Origin of the sequence: Halomonas sp. DP8Y7-1, assembly GCF_019801685.1 — a bacterium.
Lineage (GTDB): Bacteria > Pseudomonadota > Gammaproteobacteria > Pseudomonadales > Halomonadaceae > Halomonas > Halomonas litopenaei_A.
This window is the reverse complement of the sequence record NZ_JAHVIN010000006.1, coordinates 173988-190018: the sequence shown is the minus strand read 5'-3', so window position 1 is coordinate 190018 and position 16031 is coordinate 173988. Positions and strand designations below refer to the sequence as shown.

Genomic DNA, 16031 nt, shown 5'->3' with positions numbered 1-16031 from the left:
AGCGCAGAATGTATCGCTACGACAATCATGACCAGACCCTGGTCGACGAACGCGTCGCACAGTTCCGTGACCAGATGCGTCGCTATCTCGAAGGCAAGATCAGCGAGGAAGAATTCCTCCCGATTCGGGTGCAGAACGGTCTGTACGTGCAGCGTTACGCGCCCATGCTGCGCATCGCGATTCCCTACGGCATGCTGGCCTCTTACCAGCTGCGCAAGCTCGGTGAGCTGGCTGCTCGCTATGATCGTGGCTATGGGCATTTCACGACGCGTACCAACCTTCAGCTCAACTGGCCGAAGCTGGAAGACGTGCCTGACATGCTGGCGGAACTCGCCAGTGTGCAGATGCACGCCATCCAGACCAGCGGCAACGACATCCGCAACACCACCACCGACCAGTTCTCCGGCATCGCCGGGGACGAAGAAGTGGATCCGCGGCCTTGGTGCGAGCTGATTCGTCAGTGGTCGACCTTCCACCCGGAATTCTACTACCTGCCGCGTAAGTTCAAGATCGCGGTGACCGGCGCTGCCCAGGACCGTGCTGCCATTCAGGTGCACGACATCGGCCTCAAGCTGTGGCGCAACGACGCCGGGGACGTGCGCATCAAGGTCCTTGTCGGTGGCGGCCTGGGGCGTACCCCGATGATTGGCGAGACGCTCTGCGAAGACCTGCCTTGGCAGCATCTGTTGACCTACCTGGAAGCGGTACTGCGGGTGTATAACCAGTTCGGTCGCCGGGACAATAAGTTCAAGGCGCGCATCAAGATTCTGACCAAGGCCCTGGGCGTCGACGAAATGCGCCGTCGGGTCGAGGAAGAATGGGCGCACCTGAAGGACGGCGTGCAGACCCTCAATCAGCAGGCAGTGGACGACATGGCCGCTCATTTTGTCGATCCGCCCCGCCGTGACGTGGACGCATCGGCCATCGAGGCCTTCGAAGCGTTGCGCCGGGACAACCGCGCCTTTGCCCGTTTCGTGACCAACAATGTGACCGATCACAAGGTGCCTGGGTACAAGGCCGTCACGCTGTCTCTCAAGCGCAGCGGACAGTCGCCTGGTGACGTCACCTCAGAGCAGATGGCACAGATCGCCGATCTGGCTGACGATTACAGCTTCGGCGAACTGCGTGTGACCCACGAGCAGAACCTGGTGCTGTCCGACGTGGCCGTGGACCAGATTGAGGAGCTGTGGCACAAGCTGGAAGCGCTTGGCTTGGCCAACCCCACCGTGGGCACCCTGGCCGATCTGATCTGCTGCCCTGGCGGTGACTACTGCGCCCTGGCCAACGCCAAGTCAATTCCGGTGGCTCAAGCCATCCAGGAACGCTTTGAAAGCCTCGACTTCCTGTATGACCTCGGCCCGCTGGACCTCAATATATCCGGCTGCATGAACGCCTGCGGTCACCATCACGTTGGCCATATCGGTATTCTTGGCGTCGACAAGAAAGGCGAGGAGTACTACCAGATCTCGCTCGGTGGCAGCCAGGGCAACGAAGCGTCATTGGGCAAGATCCTTGGCCCCTCGTTCTTCCGTGAAGACGTGCCGGACGTCATCGACAAGGTGCTCAAGGTGTATGTTGGCGAGCGTCAGCCCGACGAAACCTTTATCGACACCTATCGCCGTATCGGCCTGAAACCCTTCAAGGAGTTTGTCTATGCAGACTGAAGCCACCCTCCAGGACACGCCACAGCGTCCGCTCATCAAGGAGCGTCGACTGGCTGAGGACACCTGGGTTCGCCTGGAAGACGAAGCCTCTGCCGACCAGCCCAGCAGCATCGTGCGCCTGGACATCTGGCTCGCCGCTGAGCGTCGCGACGACCTGGCCCCCTGGTTGCCAAGCGATACAGTACTGGATGACGATACCGTGGCCGAGCTGCGCAAGGCGCCACTGATCGCCATCGACTTTCCCAAGTTCACCGATGGTCGCGGCTACACCCTCGCGCGCGTGCTGCGGGAACGGTACGGTATCAGCGGGGAAATTCGCGCTGTCGGCGATGTACTCATCGACCAGCTGTCCTATATGGCTCGCTGTGGCTTCGATGCCTTCTCCCTGCGCGAAGATCAGATCGTCGAGGATGCGCTGAATGCCTTGACCATCTTTTCCCGCCACTACCAGGTGTCTATCGACAACCCGGAACCGATGTTCCTTCGCCGCCAGCGTGAAGCGCGTGAGCGCCAGCGTGACACCGCCGTCGCCTGATACGTCAAACGACGCAGGAGCATTGAACCGCTGATGTGCCGGCACTGATCTGCTGTCACCTATGATTCAAGACAACAGCGCCGCCCGATGGGGCGGCGCTGTTGTTTGGTGAAGCTTATTGACGTAGAAGTTGCTTGTCACCGTCAGGATTGGCAGCAAGTCCCCGCCGAGAGGTACTGGACACTAGGGGCTAAGGACTGAGGACTAAGGACGAGACACTAAGCACCAGAACTAGCCCCGACGTTTTTGCTGGCGTTCCCGGTTGGCCGATCGCGCACGCTCGCTCTTGCGTAGCATCACCCAGGTAGCGCCCAATCCCCCATCCCCCTCTTGCGCAGAAACAAAGGCGTGAACCTCCTCCAGCGTAGGTAGCCACTTGGCGAGACAGGATCGCAGCACATTGGCCGCGCCATCGATCTCTCGGCTGCGCCCGTGAACGATGAGTACGGAGCGAAGATCAGCAGCGTAAGCATCGCGGATAAACTGCGGCAGGCTGGCACGGCACTCGTACAACGGTCTGCGCAATAGATGCAGGCTGGCCTGTACCGGGTAGCCCCCCTGGCGCAAGCGCTCCATCACGCCAATCTGAATGCCATCTCGCCGAAACTCAAGCGGATCATAGGGAGGCACCAGATCAACGAAGTCGTCACTCAAACCGTCCGCGCCGTCGTTGCCACTCAGGGCATGGCGCCGCCTGGCAATCTGTGACTCGGTGGGTGCTGCTGGCCGATGACCTGCATCGGCACGATTCTGGCTGCGGCGCAGTGGCTGGACATCCCCCATCATGGTCTTGAAGTCGATATCGTCATGGCCATGGTCAGTTCCGCTGGCATGGAAGGAATCGGTCATGGGGCACCTCCTCGTCATCGGGTCTTTATCCTAGCAAGCCGAAGACGATCATCGATAGACTGTCGTGCAAACGCCCTGCCATCGTCGGCGCCAGGCGTCTTCTTCCCGTGCAGAACGTTGTGCACGGCTTCCTGGCCACGCTACAGTGCCAACGCTCATCCCTTTGCGGTCACTGCTTATGTCGTTGCTGTCACGCTGGATCCCTCGTCTGTGCCTTGCTCTGGTCATGGCCGGCATCCTCGGCCTTGGCTGGCTGTGGTACACCTACAAGAGCCCACTTGGCTACACGCCACCAGCGCAAGCGACAACCGTCAGTTCGGCTCGTTCAGAGCTCGACTTGGCGGATGAACATCGGGTCTTTGTTTACGGCACCCTACGCTGGCCGTGGGTGCGATGGCTGATTACCGGTGACGACCTTGAGACAAGTCCTGCACTATTGCGTGGGTTTGAGCGGGTTGGCCTGGACCTTGAGCCCGCGCCACAGGCCTACGTGCCTGGTCAGCTGTTACAGGTCGACGGCGACGAATTACGCGCCCTCGATCGCTACGAGCGGCTGGGCCAGCGCTACGAGCGGGTCAGGGTGGCGCTGGCCAATGGTACGCCGGCCTGGGTCTACTTGCGCCTGGATCCACACTGACACGCAAGTTCGTCGAGACGATGCGCTCACCCATCTCATCGCCCAGGTCCTTCGGTGCGGGATACGCACAGCGTTGTGGGGCCCGGTGCCGGGGCATTACAATGTGAGCCCTTTCTCCTGCCGTCGGAGCTGTCATGGCCACTCTCGTCCTGCTGCATAACCCGCGCTGTTCCAAGTCGCGTGAAGCCCTTGCCCTGCTCGAGGAGGCCGGGATAGAGGCGCAGGTCCGGCGTTATCTGGACGATCCCCTGAACGGCCAGGAGCTGCGCGAGCTGATCGCGCGTCTGGATGGCTCTCCTAGGGACCTGGTCCGCACCAACGAAACCGAGTGGAAAACGCTGGGCGCCGATCGTGACGACCCGGAACAGGTTATTGCGGCGATTCAGGCTCATCCGCGTATCCTCCAACGGCCGATTCTCGATGACGGACAGCGTGCCGTGATCGGACGACCACCCGAAGACATCAAACGCCTGTTCTAGCACTGCGCGGCCATTGATCTCCGCCTTTTTCATGGGGTGAACGCCCTGCTCTCAACGCCGTTTACTGGTCAACTCAATAGGAAACCGCATGTCGGATTTGCCCTACGTACTGGTCCTCTACTATTCACGCCAGGGCGCAACGCGCGCTCTGGCAGAGCGGATTGCCGCCGGCGTGGAGTCGGTCGCGGGAGTGGACGCAAGGATCCGCACGGTTCCTCCGGTGTCGCCCACCTGTGAGGCGGTAGATCCTGAGATTCCCGAGGAAGGTGCTATCTACGCCGAACTCGATGATCTGCGCAATGCCAGCGGCCTTGCTATCGGCAGTCCTACGCGGTTTGGCAACATGGCTGCGCCGCTCAAGCACTTTCTCGACAGCACCAGCGAGTTATGGCTGTCCGGTGCACTGATCGACAAGCCGGCCACCGCCTTCACCTCCACCTCCAGCCTCCACGGTGGGCAAGAAACCACGCTGATGACCATGCTCGTGCCGCTGCTGCACCATGGCATGGTTTACGCAGGCCTGCCCTACAGTGAGACGGCTCTCACCCGCACTCAAGGCGGCGGCACCCCCTACGGTGTCAGCCACCTCGCTGGGGTCCGCAGCGATCGTCCGCTGGATGAACACGAGCGCGAACTCGCCTTTGCCCAAGGCGAACGAATCGCCAGGTTGACGCTGGCGCTCTCGGCTGCCCGTAAGGCGGCATCATGAGGGCCTGGCTCGAGGAACTGGAACGACGCAAGGGCCTAGATCAGCTCACCACGAGAGCACGCCAGGTAGTGCTGGTAGGGTTTATCGCACTGCTGGCCATGATGATCTATCGAGGGTTTTCCGTAGAGGCCGACGGCAATCGATTCGGGCCGATGATCGCCTTCGTCCTGCCGTTGATCCTCTTTCTGCCTTCCATCCTTGCGCGGCGACCGCGTGGACACGCCTGGCTTGCCTTTGTCAGCCTGCTGTACTTTGCTCAAGGAGTCATGGTCGCAAGCCTGCCAGGGCTGGGTGGTCGCGGCATCCTGGAGGCTGTGGTGGCGCTGGTATTGTTTGCCGGCTGTACCGCCTACGCCCGCTTTCGTTCGCGCCAGCTACGCCAAGCTTGAACCAGTTGGCATCTCCCCATGCGTCTTGGTTGGCCGTTGGAGTGATGCAACCCGACGGCCTGGGTGTGCGTTGCCTAAACGATGACTTGGCAAGGCGACAGCGACTTTCGTGGATGCGATGATTCTGGTAGCGGCCAGCCGAACACAACTCACGTTCACTGCTTAATTGGATACCACTGGAGACACTCATGACCCGTGATATTGCGGACATCCGACGCGACTATGAAGGCGGTATTCTCGACGAAGGCAGCGTACCGAACGACCCCTTCACCTTGTTCGACGAGTGGTTTGCCCTCGCGCTGGATAGCGAACCCCAGGACGCCAATGCCATGACGCTATCTACGGTAGATAGTCAGGGACTGCCCCATGCGCGGATTGTGCTGCTCAAGGGCATCGATGCCAACGGCATGGTGTTCTACACCAATTACCACAGCCATAAGGGCAGCGAGCTGGCCAATGTTCCCCATGCCGCACTGACCTTCTGGTGGCCCTCTCTGGCACGTCAGGTACGGGTGGAAGGACACGTCGAGCGCGTGGCGGAAGAAGAATCGGACGACTACTTCTCCAGTCGGCCCCGGGGCAGCCAGCTTGGTGCCTGGATCGCGACACAAAGCGTGGTGATTCCTGACCGCGGCTGGATCGAACAGCGCCAGCAACGCTTCGAAAAAGCCTACGAAGATCAGGACATTCCTCGACCCGTACATTGGGGCGGCTATCGCGTCGTACCGGAGATGATCGAATTCTGGCAAGGGCAACCCAGTCGCCTGCATGATCGCGTGCGCTATCACCGCCGCGATGATAGCTGGGAGGTGGCTCGCCTGGCTCCGTAGAGAAAGCAGGCTGCTCTAGTAAGCATCTGTCGAAGAGAGTCTGTCGACAAGAACCTGTAGAGCAACCCTTCTTGAGAACTCAGGCCCACCGGCGCATGGATGGATGCTGCGCCGGTGGCGGCGTGATCATTCCACCGGCCGTTCCAGGCGGTGCCGCTGCCAGTCACTGGTGGGCTCGTTGAGTCGCAGAACGGCATCCACCACCTGCTCCTCCATGTTGAAGCGTTGACGGAACCCCAGGTGTTTCATCAGCGCCCGCATGGGATGATTGTCGATCATGATCTTGCCGAACATTTCCAGGGTACCGACACCCTTGCAGTAGCGGATCATCTTCTCCATCAGCCGACTGCCAATACCCAGCCCCTGAAGATCATCTCGAATGATGATAGAAAATTCGGTGCGAATGTTGTCGGGGTCATTCCACACGCGCACCACCCCCAACATTTCCTTGCTGCCATCCTCGCACAGACGCTCTGCGATAAAGGCCATCTGGCGGTCGTAGTTGATATGGGCCAGGCGTGACAGGTCGCCTTGGCTCAGGTCGGTCTTGTTATGGAAGTAGCGAAAGCGAATACTCTCTTCCGACAGCTGACGATGGAACTCGGTGATCAGCGGCGCGTCCTCGGCACGGATGGGGCGAAACTCCACTTCCCATCCATTGCGTAGTGTGACCGATTCTCGCAACTCCTCCGGGTAGGGCATGATGGCAAATCGCGCGGGCTGCCCCAGGTCCATGGCGAAATCCACCGCCACCATGCCATCACGGTTTAGCAGCAAGGGGTTGATCTCTAGCCCCCGCAACCTGGGCAGGTCGGTTGCCATCTGCGACAGCGTCACCAGCACCTGGCAAAGACGCTGCATGTCACGTTCGGGATCGCTTGAGTGCTCACGAATCAGCCGGTAGGCATGGGTGCGGCCTACCATGTCGGCCGCCAAGGTCATGTTGAGCGGCGGCAGCGATACCTGTCGGTCGGCCAGAATATTCACCTTGTAACCGCCGATGCCAAAGACGATGAGCGGGCCGAACACCGGATCGCGAGTGATCCCGGCACACAGCTGCATGGAATGCTTGCCCCGCTGCATGGGCTGGAGACAGAACTCGCGCACCTGAAAACCCGGGAACTTCTCGGACACTTTCTCGCTGAGACGATCCATGGCGGCTGCGACGTCCGCAGGTGAGGCGATGTCCTGAATCAAGCCAGCCGACAGTTTGTGAGGATGCTGGCGGTAGCGGAATGGCCGACTGTTGCCATCATGTACCACCTTCAGGGCAAAGGGCCCCTCCATGGCTCGGGACAATTGCGCCGCGTTATCGGTGCTGTCGGGATAGAGGCTCTTGGCCACCGGCAGGCCATAGGCCTTGAGCACCTCGGCCGTCTCGCTATGGGCAAGACTTTCCCTGCCCTCGGCCAGCACCCGATCGATCAGCTGATGACAGCGCTGGCGTACCTCTGCTGCAGTGGAAATGGGAAGACTTGGCGGCGTCTGCTGCAATAGCGATTGGACTCTCTGATAGTCCACCATGTGCATGAATGCCTTGACCGCCTTCTCAGGAGACAGGTAAGTGGGGATACCGGCTTCATGACAGAGATGACGGGCGTCGACAGCCTGTTCGAAGCCCATCCAACTGGTCAGCAGATTGCGCGGGAAACGCCGCCTTCCACCAATCAGCGCTTCGGCGGTGGCCCGGGAAGGCGCCAGGCGTGTGGGGGCATGAACCACCAGCACCGCATCGACGTTGGGATCTGCTGCCACCACCTCCAGCGCTGCCACAAACCGCTCTGGGGTGGCATTGCCTCCCAGGTCCACCGGATTTTCACCTGGCTTGCTGATATCCAGGTCCTGTTCGCGCAGCGCGCGTTGGGTATCATCCTCGAACTCGGCCAGGCGACCGCCGGAGCTAATCAGCTTGTCGATGGCGAGCATGGCCGGGCCTAACCCATTGGAAACGATCGCCAGCCGATCCCCTTTGAGAGGGCGCATCCGCGACAGGGTTTCCAGCGCATCATAAAGCTCATCGGAATCGTTGACCCTGACCACCCCCGCCCGGGCAAAGGCCGCATCGAAGACCTGATCGCGATGGGTGATACCCGGTGTCGGTGGCAGTCCACTCATGTCACTTTGCGCCGTGCGACCACTCTTGATGGCCAGGACCAGGCGACTGCGCGACGCATCTCGCACGGCGGTCATGAAGTGCTGGGCATCATGCACTCGCTCCAGGTGCAGCAATATCGCCTGGGTCGGCGAGTTCTGATTGATGTAGTCAATCAGGTCAGGAAGCATCACATCGATGCTTTCACCCAGCGTCAGCAAGTGTGAAAAGCCAATACCTCGCCCCGCAGCCCAGTCGATCATGGCGTTGGCCAGCATGCCGGACTGCCCGAGATAGGCGACCTTGCCCCTGGGAACCGTGTGGCTCGAATAGGAGGCATTGAGGTGCCTTCCGGGCACGATCAGCCCCATGCATTCAGGTCCCAGCACGCGAATACCGGAGGCCCTGGCAGCATCGAGCATGCGCTGGCGAAGCGAGGACTTGCCGCTATGCTCATCATCCAGTTGGCTGCCTCCGGACAGCACCAGCGCAGCCCGTACGCCACTCTCGCCAAGGCGGGAAAGCAGCTTCGGCAAGCTATTGACCGGAGTGCACAGAATCGCCAGATCGACGATCTCGGGTAACTGCGATGTCCGCGCGACACAGGTGACCCCATGCACGCTGGCGTAGCCCTTGGCATTGACCGCCCAGAGTTTACCGGTGTATCCCCCATCGAGAAGGTTGCGAATGACCTGGCCTCCCGTGGAGTGCGTCTTCTCGGAGGCGCCCACGACGGCTATCGACGCGGGATCGAAAAAACGGCGCAAAAACTGGGTGCTCACGGCAAGACCTCCTGGGCGAATCGTACCCCGATGGGTGGCACCTGGCGTGCCACCCAAGCCAATAGTGGTGGAGTGTGGCGCGGTGCCCTCCGCGCGTCCACCCTTGGGTGTCACGTCAAGGGGTGTCGCCACGGTGGGCGCGTTCGACCATTGGTGACTGTCTTCCCAGGCCGTCTCACCCTTAAGGTGGCGCCATGACCGCCGGAGCCTCGCATGATTACAGCCTACTTGACCCATCCGCAGTGCCAGCGCCACGACATGGGACCAGAGCACCCGGAGAGCCCGCTGCGACTGGATGCCATCAGAGCTCAGCTGATGCGTGCAGGTGTGCTGCAGCATGCCATGCAGGCCGATGCTCGCGAGGTCACCCGGGAACAGCTTGAGCGCGTGCATGGCACTGCCTACCTGGCGCGCCTCGACGCCGCTCTGCCTGACGCTGGCCACGCCCACCTGGACGCCGACACCTTGATGAACCCCGACAGCCTGCAGGCAGCAAGCTTTGCGGCTGGGGCGGTCGTCAAGGGCGTGGACCAGGTCCTCAAGGGCAAGGCTGATAACGTGTTCTGCGCGGTGCGACCGCCAGGACACCACGCCGAAGCCGATGAAGCCATGGGTTTCTGCTTCTACAACAACGTCGCCGTCGGTGCGGCCCACGCCCGAGCGGCCCATGGCGTGCAGCGCATCGCCATCCTCGATTTCGACGTGCACCAGTGCAATGGCACTATCGATATCTTCAAGAATGATCCCGATACCCTGATCTGTACCAGCTTTCAGTCGCCCTTCTATCCCTGGCGGTATCTCGACACTCCCTACCCCAATGTGGTGCACACGCCACTGCCTGCCGGCACACAGAGTCTTGAGTTTCGAGCTGCCATAGAGCGTGACTGGTGGCCTGCGCTGGACCGTTTCAAGCCCGAACTGGTGATCATCTCGGCGGGCTTTGACGCCCATCGCGACGATCCCATGGCCGAGCTATGCCTGGACGATCAGGATTACCACTGGATTACCCAGGGCATACTCGCCATAGCGCGCCAACATTGTGAAGGGCGCGTCGTCTCAGTGCTTGAAGGAGGCTACGACCTCATCGCTCTCGGCAGATGCGCTGAAGCCCATATGCGCGCCCTGCTGGGACTGGCCTACTCACCTTCCGCCGCCACCTGACGGCGCGCCTCCCTCCCTCTCACGGGGCCATGACTTACGGGCTATGACTTACAGGCTGTGGCTTAAGAACGGCGTCTTACGGGTACAACAGGCAGAAGCGAAACAGGCGGGGGCTGTGTTAGCCTAAAGGAAATCAGATTTCCTATCGTGAACACCGCCATGGCGCAACATACCGATCAGGAGGCAGCGCTCGAGATTGCCTCCGGCCGCAAGGCCTTCGTTGAACCCCTCCGTCTGGGTGAGCGGCTCAAGGAAATACGCCTTGCCAACCAATGGACGTTGGAAGATGTCAGCCAGCGCACGGGGCTGGCCCGCTCGACGCTTTCCAAGATCGAAAATGATCAGATATCCCCGACCTTCACCGCCGTACAGAAACTGATCGGTGGGCTTGGCATCGACTTGCCACAACTGCTGTCACCCCCACGCCAGCAGTCGCGCACCATGGGCCGACGCGATATGACCCGTCGCGGCGATGGTCAGCGCCACCCAACGCCGACCTACGAGCACGAGCTGCTCAGCTGCGAACTGGCCCAGAAGCGAATGATCCCGTTCAAGACGATCGTGCGGGCGCGTCGGTTCGACGAGTTTTCCGAGTGGGTACGTCATGACGGCGAAGAGTTCTTGATGGTGCTGGACGGAGAAGTCCTGCTCTACTCTGAGTTCTATGAGCCGCTGGCGTTGGCCGAGGGGGACAGCATCTACTTTGACAGCGACATGGGCCATGCACTGGTCTCTACCAGCAAGGAAGACGCCACGGTCCTGTCGGTCTGTACACGACGAGAAGCGGTAGGCTAGCAACACCAGCTAGGCGGAAATGGCCAGGCACCAGATGACAATATGACCTCAACGCCTCCGGGCATCCGTCCTATTGGCGTCGCTGCAGATCCCCAGGGCGGGGTGCAGGCTTGGCATCATGGATAAACCGCTCTCGCCCATGGATGATCTGCAGTTTGCGGCCCTTGGCGCGGGCAATCAGCAGCACCCCAAACCTCTCGGCAAGCTCGACGCCTTTCTGGGTAACGCCTGAGCGGGATACCAGTATCGAAATGCCCATCTGCGCCACTTTGAGCACCATCTCGGAGGTCAGTCGCCCGGTGGTGTAGAAGATGTCGGGTACCTGCCCATCCCCCGGCGTTAACCACTCACGCCCGGCCAGAGTATCCACGGCGTTGTGGCGCCCCACATCCTCGACGAAGTCCAGCACCTCCTGCTGGCGGCACACCGCACAGCCATGTACCGCGCCCGCACTGCGGTAGGTGTCGTTATAGGCCCCTAGTGCCTCCAGCAAGGCGTAGATCACCGATTGACGTACCGGCTCACGAGACAGTGCTGCCATCGAGGTCTGATCCAGCAGGCGGCCGAACACCGTGCCCTGGCCACAGCCAGTGGTAACGGTACGCTGGCCAAGGCGCTGCTCAAGATCGTCAGGCTCCTCTCGCGTCACCACGGCCGCAGCCTCTACCTCCCAGTCCACCATGACAGCGTCCAGGTCCTCACGCCGCTGTATCAAGCCCTGATTGCGTAGATACCCCACCACCAAGGCCTCAGGGTCGGCACCAAGGGACATCAGGGTGACGATCTCCCGTCGATTGAGGTACACCGTCAAGGCTCGCTCTGCGGCGATCGCCTGGCGACGGGGATGACCAAATTCATCGACAACCTCGATCTCGAGCGTCGCAGGCAACTGCGCGTAGCTTCTCTGGACCTTATGCTGGACCTGATGCTGGCTGCTGGGCTTGCTGAATGACATGCAGACTCCTGGAGGTCGGTGGCAGCCATCGTAAGGGCGTGAATCAAATGCCTGTTAACGGCATAATGCATGTTGGGTATCATTGAATGAGCGTTCGCTGATACTGTCGTTCCCCAGAGGCAAGGATGCCGCACGGAGACAATACACCATGACTGAGACGTCCAACAGGCGACAACTCAGCCTTGACCTTGGTCACCACGACCGTATGGTCAAAGGCTTTCGCCATCGCAACTGGGAAATCACCGGCCTTGAACCCGGAAACAGCGGTCCCTGGGTGCTGACGCTGGTGCTGAGCATGACCGAGCGTGCCGCCTACCGCTTCAACCTCGAGTCCCAGACACCACGCCTGTTCGTTCGCGCTGGCCACAGTGACCTGCCTCCCAAGCCCGACGCGGTCACCGCGAGCCAGGATGTCGCTGCCAACTGGATGGACGGTGAACACCGAGTGCTCGCCACACCCATGCCCTTGGCCCTGCAAGCCTGGGTCGAGGCCTATCTGGCAGCCCATGGCGAAGCGCCGGCAGAGGGGCGCAAGAAGAAGCGCAAGGGCGCAGGCCGTGCCCGGGAGAACTCTGCATGAGCCGCCTGTCGCGTTGGTCTCAGCGCAAGCTGGATGATCACGCAGCGCCTGACCACTCAGCGTCCATGGATGAGACGCAGCGAACCATTGGGGCCGGCACGGCGGCCGGCATTGCGGCTGGCAACGAGCCGGAAGATGTCCCCAGTGATCGTATGCACGCTCCCGGGCACGCCGCTGTGCCAAGCCCAGCGCAAGCGCAACCGACGAAAGCTGCAGAGGGCGACGCCAGCGAGTCTGCTGCTGGCGCTGACGCCACCGCCCTGCCCGATCCAGAGACGTTGGTTCCAGGCAGTGATATACGCGCCTATCTTGAGCCAGGCATCGACAAAGCCTTGAAGCAGCGTGCCCTGCGGCAGCTTTTCAGTGCCGAGCGCTACGGCATTCGCGACGGTCTGGACGACTACGACGATGACTTCCGACAGCGCCTGACACCGCTGGCCAAGGAAACCGCCCAGCGCTTGCGCCGCTGGTGGGATAACGTCGACGACGCGACTGACGATCGGACTCTCGATACCGATGCCGATGCCGATGCCGACAGCGTTGGTCAAGACAGAGCTAGTCAGAACAGAACTGATCAAGAGGCTGGCGACCAGCAGGCTTTTGACCACGGCATCGCCGAGAAAGACGCCGCTGGGCATGCGCAGGACCAAGCTACCAACGAGGGTGGTGCCACTCCTTCTCGCCCACGCACAGGCCGGGAGGAGTCTACCTCAGCATGCAGTAAGTCTCACTGCGAGACGCTCAGCGAAGACACAGCGAGGGGCGACGACCAGGACCTCTCGGGAGATACACCTCAACCCTGACCTCATCAACGTTTGGCCCACGTCTTCGACCAAGGGCGGTTGGCGAATTTGAGATTGACCGCTCACACTGAGTCCTAGACACATAAGAAAAAAATGATAACGACCAATACGTTCTCGACCGTGGAACAGCATGAACCAAAGAATTGCGACGATACCGGTAGACCAGGAGGTCAACCGGAAAGCCCGTGAGCGCGCACTTGCCGCCAGCTCATGGCCAGTCAACCTGGCAGCCTCCTCCGTCGGCTATCAGAGTCATGGCCATGTGCTGGCCATCGGTGACAGCCGTGCCCTGACCGCCCTGCTGGACCGCCAGGGAGACTCATCATCCCTGGCCAGCCTGACGCTGGTCGTCACCGACGCCGGACATCAAGCGCTCACGACCCATGCTGATCTGCGTGCCCATGCCGATCTGCGCGTCTTCGTGCAACCACTGCTGGGCAAACACCCTGCGGACCTGCACCTCGAGGGCTACCTGGGCAACTTCAGGTTGTGGCTGCCGACGCCCGATGGGCCTATCAACCTGGCCAAGGCGCTACTGGAACGTGACGGCCACGACCTGGTCATCGACCTATGTGCAGAGCCCAGCCTGCCTCGAGAGCTTCCTCCTCCCGGCTACTTTCACGCCCCTGTTGCGGGGGAGCAGCGCGACACCCTCATTGATGGTCTGGCTGACTGGGTTGGGGACTTCGAGAAGCCTCGCTACTTCCAGATTCATAACGATCGCTGCGCCCACTCCACACGTGGCTTTGAAGGCTGTACTCGCTGCCTGGAGGTTTGCCCAGCCGATGCTATCCACAGTGTTCCTGGAAGGATTGGCGCGCACATCGAGATTGACCCTCAGCTGTGCCAGGGCGTAGGTAGCTGTTCCAGCGCATGCCCCACCGGAGCCATCGAGTTTCGCCAGCCTCACAGCCTACGTCAGCAGGACACCTTGCTGGCGTGGCTCGATGGGTATCACAACGCTGGCGGCACGTCGCCGGTCGTGCGCTTCGTCCAGGCCGACTACACCGATCATCAACAACCTGACGCGCCTCACGTGATCGACGTGGCCCTGGAAGATCTTGGCGCCGCCGGTGCTGACCACTGGCTATCGCTGATCGCCGCGGGAGCGTGTGAAGTCCGCATTGTCGACTACCCCTCCATGCCGCCGCGCCTCGCCGCTCATCTGGAGGATCAGCTGGCTCAGGCTCGCGGACTGCTCGCGGCACTTGGACATTCTGAACAGCGACTCCAGCGTTTTGCCGCCAGCGACCCGCTCAGCAGCGATGCTTTGCCCCGCCATGCGGGATTGCCCACCCGCCTGAGCCGCCTTGACGACGACGCCGACAGTGACGGCGATGACGAGCAGGGCAAGCGCCGACGCCTCAACCGAGTGCTGGAGCACCTGGCGCTCCATGGCGAGCAGGATGGCCAGCGACACAGCATGCCAGGCGGCAGCCCTTTCGGGGGCATCGACGTCAATAGCGATGCCTGCACCCTGTGCATGGGCTGCGTCGCCAGCTGTCCCACGGACGCGCTCGCCGCGGGCGGGGACACACCTAGGCTCGACTTTCGTGAGGCCGACTGTGTGCAGTGCGGTCTATGCGCAAAGAGCTGTCCTGAATCTGCCATCACGCTGCAGCCCGGATTCTTCGCCAGCTCAGCGCGAGCGGACTGGCGCGTGTGCCACGAAGACAGCCCCTTTCACTGCATCTCCTGCGGCACCGCGTTCGCCAATCGCGGCACCATCGAGGCCATTCAGCAAAAGCTCGCCCAGCATCCGTACTTCAGCGGTGATCAGGCACGCCGTCTGGAGATGTGTCAGGACTGCCGCGTCAAGGATGTATGGCAGGAGATGGCGACCAACCCGGAGGCTCAGCTCAAGGTATGACGGCTCAACACTCGCCCACCGATATCTCGCCCGGGCAGGACGATGAGGCCCGGGCCCTCAGAGCGGACATCTATGCCCTGCTCGCCGCCTTGCTGAGAACGCCACCCGACAACGCACTGCGTGAATGGCTGGCTTCTCTCGAGACATCGACAGACGACATACGTTTCGCCCAGGCCTGGCAGCGCCTGGCGAATGCCGCCGCGGACAGTACCAGCGAAGGGCTGAAACGCGCTCACTTCGTTCACCTGGTCGGCGTCATCCAGGGCGATGTGCTGCCTTACGCCTCCTACTATCGTGAAGGCGGCTTGATGGAAGCGCCATTGGTCGCCCTGCGCCAGGAGCTGCGCACGCTTAACCTGGAACGTTCTCCCGACGTGAGTGAGCCCGAGGACCACCTGGCCGCCCTGTGCGAAGTCATGGCCATGCTGGTGGCGGAAAGCCATCCCCACGAGGCCGGTTTCTTCCATCGCCACCTGGCGCCCTGGGCCACTGACTGTGCACGGGATCTCGCCGCCGTGGCATCGCCCTTCTATGCCGCCATCGGCGCGCTGGCGTCACTCTTCTTCGAACGCGAAGGCAGTCAGTTGCAGGCTACGCCCCACCCCTCATCCCAGACCCTCGGCATGGCAACACCAGACGTTCGTCGCCAGCCCCAAGGAGCAGGAGATCAAGCATGAGTGCTACCCCCGATACACAACGACGTCGCTTCCTGAAGGTGCTTGGCGGGGGCACGATTGCCGCTGCCGGGGCAGCGGTCGTGGTCAGCCAGACGGCTCAGGCGACAGCAGAGGACAACGCCGACGCCTCATCGGCCAAGCGTGACCCAGCGTCTTCCGGCAATTACCGGGAGACAGAGCACGTGCGTGCTTTCTATGACTCTCTACGCGACTGATACCCAGGA

At 61.5% G+C, this 16031-nt stretch carries 17 protein-coding genes; 14 read left to right on the top strand and 3 right to left on the bottom strand.

Translation table 11 applies throughout. The annotated features are described in order from the left end of the window. Positions 1-8 precede the first annotated feature (8 nt). A complete protein-coding gene (locus KUV41_RS10075; RefSeq protein WP_222485927.1) occupies positions 9-1664 on the top strand; it encodes a nitrite/sulfite reductase in 1656 nt (551 codons plus the stop codon). Next, positions 1654-2199 (top strand): DUF934 domain-containing protein, encoded by a 546-nt coding sequence (locus tag KUV41_RS10070; protein ID WP_222485925.1) that lies wholly within the window; start codon positions 1654-1656, stop codon positions 2197-2199. The genes KUV41_RS10075 and KUV41_RS10070 overlap by 11 nt, the downstream gene beginning before the upstream one ends. Before the next feature lie 231 nt (positions 2200-2430). On the opposite strand, the gene smrA is transcribed toward KUV41_RS10070, so the two are convergent. Then, the gene (smrA, locus tag KUV41_RS10065) at positions 2431-3048 is read right to left on the bottom strand and encodes a DNA endonuclease SmrA (RefSeq protein WP_206938818.1); all 618 of its coding nucleotides are present in this window, start codon (positions 3046-3048) and stop codon (positions 2431-2433) included. Between the two features lie 178 nt (positions 3049-3226). Here smrA and KUV41_RS10060 point away from each other — a divergent pair, with 178 nt between their 5' ends. The 5 genes from KUV41_RS10060 (at position 3227) to pdxH (ending at position 6092) form a co-directional block, all read left to right on the top strand. Beyond that, positions 3227-3685 carry a gamma-glutamylcyclotransferase family protein gene (locus tag KUV41_RS10060; protein ID WP_206938820.1) on the top strand — a complete coding sequence of 153 codons (459 nt, stop codon included), beginning with the start codon at positions 3227-3229 and terminating at the stop codon, positions 3683-3685. Positions 3686-3819: 134 nt separating this feature from the next. Next, on the top strand, positions 3820-4164 hold the full coding sequence (gene arsC, locus KUV41_RS10055) for an arsenate reductase (glutaredoxin) (protein ID WP_206938822.1): 345 nt from the start codon (positions 3820-3822) through the stop codon (positions 4162-4164). A gap of 88 nt (positions 4165-4252) precedes the next feature. Continuing rightward, positions 4253-4873: an NAD(P)H:quinone oxidoreductase gene (gene wrbA / locus KUV41_RS10050; RefSeq protein WP_222485923.1), complete on the top strand. Its 621-nt coding sequence runs from the start codon at positions 4253-4255 to the stop codon at positions 4871-4873. Continuing rightward, positions 4870-5262 (top strand): DUF2069 domain-containing protein, encoded by a 393-nt coding sequence (locus KUV41_RS10045; protein ID WP_222485921.1) that lies wholly within the window; start codon positions 4870-4872, stop codon positions 5260-5262. The genes wrbA and KUV41_RS10045 overlap by 4 nt, the downstream gene beginning before the upstream one ends. A gap of 188 nt (positions 5263-5450) precedes the next feature. Beyond that, the gene (gene pdxH / locus KUV41_RS10040) at positions 5451-6092 is read left to right on the top strand and encodes a pyridoxamine 5'-phosphate oxidase (RefSeq protein WP_222485918.1); all 642 of its coding nucleotides are present in this window, start codon (positions 5451-5453) and stop codon (positions 6090-6092) included. 126 nt (positions 6093-6218) lie between these two features. Here pdxH and KUV41_RS10035 read toward each other — a convergent pair whose 3' ends face one another. Then, complete coding sequence (locus KUV41_RS10035) at positions 6219-8966, bottom strand: bifunctional acetate--CoA ligase family protein/GNAT family N-acetyltransferase (protein ID WP_222483275.1); 2748 nt, start codon at positions 8964-8966, stop codon at positions 6219-6221. Between the two features lie 213 nt (positions 8967-9179). On the opposite strand from KUV41_RS10035, the gene KUV41_RS10030 reads away from it, so the two are divergent. Both KUV41_RS10030 and KUV41_RS10025 read left to right on the top strand, forming a co-directional pair. Beyond that, on the top strand, positions 9180-10127 hold the full coding sequence (locus KUV41_RS10030) for a histone deacetylase family protein (protein ID WP_222483276.1): 948 nt from the start codon (positions 9180-9182) through the stop codon (positions 10125-10127). Between the two features lie 159 nt (positions 10128-10286). Further along, positions 10287-10922, top strand: a complete 636-nt coding sequence (locus KUV41_RS10025) for a helix-turn-helix domain-containing protein (RefSeq protein WP_222483277.1) — start codon at positions 10287-10289, stop codon at positions 10920-10922. A 70-nt stretch (positions 10923-10992) separates the two neighbouring features. Here the strand turns inward: KUV41_RS10025 and KUV41_RS10020 are convergent, their stop codons facing one another. Next, the gene (locus KUV41_RS10020) at positions 10993-11877 is read right to left on the bottom strand and encodes a formate dehydrogenase accessory sulfurtransferase FdhD (RefSeq protein ID WP_222483278.1); all 885 of its coding nucleotides are present in this window, start codon (positions 11875-11877) and stop codon (positions 10993-10995) included. A 148-nt stretch (positions 11878-12025) separates the two neighbouring features. On the opposite strand from KUV41_RS10020, the gene KUV41_RS10015 reads away from it, so the two are divergent. The 5 genes from KUV41_RS10015 to KUV41_RS09995 all read left to right on the top strand — a co-directional run bounded on the left by KUV41_RS10015 (position 12026) and on the right by KUV41_RS09995 (position 16022). Further along, positions 12026-12457 (top strand): DUF3305 domain-containing protein, encoded by a 432-nt coding sequence (locus KUV41_RS10015; protein ID WP_315900573.1) that lies wholly within the window; start codon positions 12026-12028, stop codon positions 12455-12457. Next, on the top strand, positions 12454-13260 hold the full coding sequence (locus KUV41_RS10010) for a DUF3306 domain-containing protein (RefSeq protein ID WP_222485917.1): 807 nt from the start codon (positions 12454-12456) through the stop codon (positions 13258-13260). The genes KUV41_RS10015 and KUV41_RS10010 overlap by 4 nt, the downstream gene beginning before the upstream one ends. Positions 13261-13390: 130 nt before the next feature. Continuing rightward, positions 13391-15130, top strand: coding sequence for a 4Fe-4S binding protein (locus KUV41_RS10005; RefSeq protein ID WP_222483280.1), 1740 nt, complete (start codon positions 13391-13393; stop codon positions 15128-15130). After that, positions 15127-15807, top strand: coding sequence for a molecular chaperone (locus KUV41_RS10000; protein WP_206938850.1), 681 nt, complete (start codon positions 15127-15129; stop codon positions 15805-15807). Before KUV41_RS10005 ends, KUV41_RS10000 begins: the two co-directional genes overlap by 4 nt. Next, on the top strand, positions 15804-16022 hold the full coding sequence (locus KUV41_RS09995; protein WP_206938867.1) for a twin-arginine translocation signal domain-containing protein: 219 nt from the start codon (positions 15804-15806) through the stop codon (positions 16020-16022). Before KUV41_RS10000 ends, KUV41_RS09995 begins: the two co-directional genes overlap by 4 nt. Positions 16023-16031 lie beyond the last annotated feature (9 nt).